This window comes from Caldicoprobacter sp. (assembly GCF_047459465.1).
In the GTDB taxonomy this organism is placed as follows: domain Bacteria; phylum Bacillota; class Clostridia; order Caldicoprobacterales; family Caldicoprobacteraceae; genus Caldicoprobacter.
In genome coordinates this window covers 1-5416 of record NZ_VSCO01000120.1, presented here as the reverse complement: position 1 = coordinate 5416, position 5416 = coordinate 1, and the positions used below count along the sequence as shown (strand labels likewise).

Genomic DNA, 5416 nt, shown 5'->3' with positions numbered 1-5416 from the left:
GTATCGCCTGAAGGGCATTTCTACCCCTGCCATCAATTTGTTGGGCAGCCGCAGTTTATAATGGGGGATGTATTTAAGGGCATAGATGACCCTAAAGGACTGTCTGACCAGTTTAAAAGGTGCAATATTCTGACAAAGGAAAAATGCAAGGATTGCTGGGCTAAATATTTTTGCTCCGGAGGGTGCCATGCCAATGCGTATTATACCAACGGAAGCATCGACATGCCAAACGAGCTGGCGTGCCTTATGCAGCGCAAGAGGATAGAGTGTGCCCTCATGATGGAGGTGGCCCTTTCGCTTGAGAGCGCTTGATTGAAGAGCTAAATTGCTTTGCAGTAACATCTTACCATTTAGAAAGATGGCAAAAGAGCTTTTTAAAAAGTGGGGGGCTGAAGCTTGAAGATCGTCTTAGCACCTGATTCTTTTAAAGGTAGTTTTTCTTCTCTGGAAGTGATTGAACACCTGGAAGAGGTGGCAAGGCGACACTTTTCGCCTTTGGAAGTGGTAAAGGTGCCTATTGCCGATGGCGGCGAGGGGACGGTGGATGCCCTTGTCACAGCTGCTAAAGGCGAATACAGGACAGTGGAGGTTATGGGCCCGCTGCCCGAAATGCGCGTTAAAGCCAAATACGGCATTATCCACGGCAAAACGGCAGTAATCGAAATGGCGCAGGCATCTGGGCTGCCACTTATTCCAACCGGAAAAAGGGATCCACTGAATGCTACCACCTATGGCACCGGAGAACTCATAAGGAAGGCGCTGGATGAAGGTATTCGGGACTTCATCATAGGCATTGGTGGCAGTGCTACCAATGACGGCGGAATTGGTGCTGCCCAAGCGCTGGGTGTTAAATTTTTGGATAGATTCGGCAAAGAAGTAGGGCTTGGGGGTAAGCAGCTGCAGCATATTGAAAAGATCATTTTGGATAATATAGATCCTCGCATTAAAGAGAGCACCATCACCGTCATATGCGATGTGAGCAATCCCCTTACCGGGCCTCATGGCGCTACCGCCGTATATGGTCCGCAAAAAGGAGTAACCGAAGAAACCTTTAATATTTTGGAGTCGGGGATGAAAAACTATGAAAGGCTCATAAAGGAAACAACCGGTATGGATATGAGCAAAGTCCCTGGTTCGGGCGCAGCAGGTGGGCTTGGAGCTGCATTGGTGGCATTTTTCGGGGCGGTATTAAAGCCCGGAATCGACACTATCCTCGACTATGTAAGATTTGAAGAGCTGATCGAGGGTGCTGACCTTGTGATAACTGGTGAGGGCAGGATTGATGGGCAATCGTTGTACGGCAAGGTACCCGTAGGAATAGCCAGGCGCTGCAAATCCAAAGGGATTAAGGTGATTGCCATAGTAGGAGGCATGGGTCCAGGAGCCCAAAAGGTGTATGATTGCGGTATAGCAAGCATTATGCCCATCGTCAATGCTCCCATATCGCTAGATGAGGCTATAGCCAGATCCCAAGAGCTTCTGAAGGATGCCGCTGATCGAATGTTCAGATTTATAAAGCTGGGAATGGAGCTTAAATGATATATTTTATAAAAATTGGAATTAGCTATTCTTGTCAGTACATTGGATAGAATAAAACCCTCCTGTAATACAAAAGCTAAAACAGAGAATTCTTTATAGGAGGGATGCATGAAATGGAAGGCCGCGTACCAAAAAAGAATCAGCCTCTTCCTGGGGTCAAATGCGTGGTAAATACCTGCCATTACTATATGGAAGGCGATCACTGCGGGGCTGCCAAAATTGAGATACAGCCGCGAAATGCTCGAACCACCCAGGAAACTGATTGTGCCACTTTTGTTCCCCACTCCTAAGTACGATTAGGTTTAAAAGCTAGAAAAGAGGGTATGCCTTTTTCAGGGTATACCCTCTTTGCGTTAAAAATTTGCGTTTTGACCTTTCTTTTTTCTGTAAATTGATTTATAATCTTAAAGTATATTGAATTTGCAATCAAAAATTCATTATATGCGGCGATGAATCATATAAAATATACGGCCTAAACGCAAACAATGAAATATATTTAAATAGAGGAATCAGGTGATTTAAGATGCGACCCAGTAAAGTGATAATCGATCTTGCTAAGCTGGACAGAAACATAAAAAACATAAAGCGCATGTTAAAGCCTGACACCCAGCTAATGGCGATTGTGAAAGCGGATGCTTACGGCCATGGAGCAGTTGGCGTGGCGCACCAGGCTTTGGTATCGGGCGCTTCGTGGCTGGGCGTTGCTATACCCGAAGAAGGGGCGGAGCTGAGGGAGGCTGGAATCACTGCACCTATTCTAGTTCTCGGAGGCATAGATGAGACTCAGGTAAAGACGGTGGTGGAGTACGATTTGGCCCAGTGCGTGTTTTCGCTGGAGGTTGCAAGGCTTTTAAATCATGAAGCGCAGCGGTTGAACAAGAAGATAGCCATACACCTAAAAGTGGATACCGGCATGGGGCGCATTGGGCTGGTGGATATTAAAAGCATAAGGGAATTCTGCTCCGAGGTAAAGTCATACAGCCATTTGATTTTGGAAGGCATATTTACTCATTTTGCGACAGCGGATGAGGAAGATAAATCCTTTACCAATCAGCAGATAAAGCGGTTTTTAAACATACTAGATGCTCTTCGCAGCGATGGCATAAATTTCAAGTGGATTCATGCCGCAAATAGCGCTGCTATTATAGATTGCCCCGATGCCCATTTCAACCTGGTTCGAGCAGGAATTGCTATGTACGGCTATTATCCTTCCGCAGCCGTTAAGCGCTCAGCGATACACCTTGAACCAATACTACAATGGGAAACAAAGGTAGTGCATGTTAAGGATATAGATAAAGGGGATAGCGTCAGCTACGGTAGAACTTTTATCGCTAAAGGTCCTATGCGCATCGCAACCCTTCCAGTAGGCTACGCAGATGGGTATAGCCGGCTGCTAAGCAACAGGGGATGGGTTTTGATACGCGGACAGAAGGCCCCCATCGTGGGCGTGGTGTGCATGGATCAGGTGATGGTGGATGTCACCCACATACCTGGGGTAAAGCCCGGCGATATTGCGGTGCTCATTGGAACCCAGGGGAATGAGACTATATCAGCAGAGGATATCGCAAGGCTGTGCGGTACCATCTCATATGAGGTCCTAACAGGTATAGGGCGAAGAATACCCAGGATTTACATCTGATGAAGGCTTAGCAAAGCATAGGGGGAGCTGATGCCACTTGATAAATGAGGCACAAGCTGTGACAAAAGAGGATATAAGGCGGATCATGTTGAAGCGCAGAAAGAATATGAACCAGGATGAAATCGATTGTAAAAGCCAGCGCATAGCTGAACTCTTGTTCTCTTTAGATATCATACAAAATAGCCAGATCATCATGGTATATGTAAACATGCCGGGCGAAGTGAGAACCGAGAAAATAATCCAGGATCTGCTGAATGCCGGCAAGACTGTGGTGGTGCCAGTTTGCATCCCCCAAGAGGTTAACCTGCTCCCTTCCCAAATTAAAGGGCTGGACGAACTTGCGCCCGGACATTACGGAATCCTCGAGCCCAAAAAGGAATTCATAAGGCCGGTTGATCCTGGTGTCTTGGAGATAATAATAGTACCTGGTCTTGCCTTTGATATGCAAGGCAATCGAATAGGACATGGGAAAGGTTATTACGACCGCTTTTTGATGAGGGTTTCGCCTTTTGCCAAAAAGGTAGGCCTGGCTTTTGAGTTTCAAATAGTATACAGCATTCCTGTTTGCCATTTTGATGTTCCTATGGACCTTATCGTAACCGAAAACGGCATAAAAAAGCCAAAATGAATGATTTGCTGTATAATAAAAACTGCTTGCACCAAAAAGGCATGGGGTTAGAAGCTCCGTGCCTTTAATTTTTTAATTATTTCACTGTCATCATAAAGAGGAATTTTAATTATTTTGTCGAATATGCAAAATTATATAGATGTTGTGTAGATTTTCGTGCATGCGAGGGAGTGAATTTGGTCGAAAAGATTAGCCCAGAACAGCTTAATGAAATAGTAAAAAAGGCCATAGATGCATTAGAAGACGGAAAAAAGCAGATATTTGAGATTGCCGAGAGTGCCCGTCAGGAATGGAAGGACCTGGAGATTAAGCTTGCTGAACTGCAGGACAAAGTAAGAGAAGTCATAGAAGAAGTGGAGAAGCTGTCGCATCTGGAGAAAGAAAGTCGTTATAGGCTTATGATATTGAGCAAAAATTTTAAGATCTACAGCGAAGATGAAATCAAGAGGGCCTACGATATCGCCAGAGAAATGCAGATTAAGCTTGCCCTTAAAAAGGAAAACGAACAGTACCTGATCGCTCAAAGGACCGAGCTTGAGATGCGCATTCGGCGCGCAAGGGAGATCGTAGAAAGAGCCGAGTATCTGATTACCCATGTAGCTACTGCCATGAGCTATCTCATCGATGCGCTGAACAATATAAGCCGTACGATAGATGAGCTACAACAAAAAGAGATGATGGGCATAAGGATAATCTCTGCTCAAGAACAGGAACGCCAAAGGCTAGCTCGGGACATCCATGACGGCCCTGCTCAATCGCTTTCAAATATTGTGCTCAAGTGCGAGCTGTGTGAAAAGCTGCTGGACAGGAACCCGGGTAAGGCTAGGGAGCAAATAAACGAACTAAAACAGCTTGTAAAATCCAGCCTTCAGGAAATACGGAGGATCATATTCGACCTACGTCCCATGTCCCTGGATGATTTAGGCCTGGTACCCACGCTTCAGCGGTATGTGGCTACTTTCATTGAAGAGACGGGTATAGAGGTAACACTAGAGGTCTATGACTTAGATGAAGTCACTGTGGATAAAGTGGTTGAAGTGGCGGTATTCAGGATCATACAGGAAGCTCTAAATAACATAAAAAAGCATTCAAAAGCAACAAGGGCTCATATCAAGCTGTATATCAAGAATGGTTTTTTGATGGGCAGGATTGTCGACAACGGCATAGGGTTTGATAAAGTAAAAGTTGAAGAACAAAGAAGAGCCAATATTCATGAAAGTGGGTTTGGCATATATGGCATGAGGCAGCGGGCTGAGCTTCTTAAAGGCAAATTGTGTATACAATCCCAAGAAGGGAAGGGTACTACAGTTTTACTTCAAATACCAGTTAATTCCATTGAAAAGGAGGGGTAGTTAAAGGTATGGAACAGAGGAAAATAAAGGTGCTCATTGCTGATGATCATTCTCTTTTCAGAAAGGGGCTTGAACAGCTGCTTGAGTTGGAGGATGATATAGAAGTAGTGGGCGAAGCATCCAACGGCAAAGAGGTGGTGGAAAAGGCTCTTCTGCTCAACCCCGACGTGATTTTGATGGATATAAACATGCCCGTTCAAAACGGCATATATGCTATAAAGGAGCTTAAGCAAAGAGGTTGTTCTGCCAAGATAATAG

The 5416-nt window shown here is 45.2% G+C and carries 7 protein-coding genes; all 7 read left to right on the top strand.

Annotation, left to right across the window (positions count from 1 at the left end):
- Positions 1 to 312 (top strand): SPASM domain-containing protein (locus FWJ59_RS07595; RefSeq protein WP_414481350.1); only part of this gene is annotated, 312 nt, incomplete at its 5' end.
- 84 nt (positions 313 to 396) lie between these two features.
- Positions 397 to 1539 (top strand): glycerate kinase, encoded by a 1143-nt coding sequence (locus FWJ59_RS07590; protein WP_414481349.1) that lies wholly within the window; start codon positions 397 to 399, stop codon positions 1537 to 1539.
- Between the two features lie 113 nt (positions 1540 to 1652).
- Positions 1653 to 1829 carry a DUF1540 domain-containing protein gene (locus FWJ59_RS07585; RefSeq protein ID WP_414481348.1) on the top strand — a complete coding sequence of 59 codons (177 nt, stop codon included), beginning with the start codon at positions 1653 to 1655 and terminating at the stop codon, positions 1827 to 1829.
- Positions 1830 to 2062: 233 nt separating this feature from the next.
- On the top strand, positions 2063 to 3178 hold the full coding sequence (alr, locus tag FWJ59_RS07580; protein WP_414481347.1) for an alanine racemase: 1116 nt from the start codon (positions 2063 to 2065) through the stop codon (positions 3176 to 3178).
- A 58-nt stretch (positions 3179 to 3236) separates the two neighbouring features.
- Positions 3237 to 3806 (top strand): 5-formyltetrahydrofolate cyclo-ligase, encoded by a 570-nt coding sequence (locus tag FWJ59_RS07575; RefSeq protein WP_414481346.1) that lies wholly within the window; start codon positions 3237 to 3239, stop codon positions 3804 to 3806.
- A gap of 176 nt (positions 3807 to 3982) precedes the next feature.
- Entirely contained in the window at positions 3983 to 5158 is a 1176-nt protein-coding gene (locus tag FWJ59_RS07570) for a sensor histidine kinase (protein WP_414481345.1), read from the top strand.
- An 8-nt stretch (positions 5159 to 5166) separates the two neighbouring features.
- Positions 5167 to 5416: response regulator transcription factor (locus FWJ59_RS07565; RefSeq protein ID WP_414481344.1), on the top strand; the 250-nt coding region annotated here is incomplete at its 3' end.

What these genes read in the sequence shown, in the direction of transcription:
- FWJ59_RS07585 (WP_414481348.1), top strand. Translation starts at nt 1,653, where the DNA reads ATGGAAGGCCGCGTACCAAAAAAGAATCAGCCTCTTCCTGGGGTCAAA.
- alr (WP_414481347.1), top strand. Translation starts at nt 2,063, where the DNA reads ATGCGACCCAGTAAAGTGATAATCGATCTTGCTAAGCTGGACAGAAAC.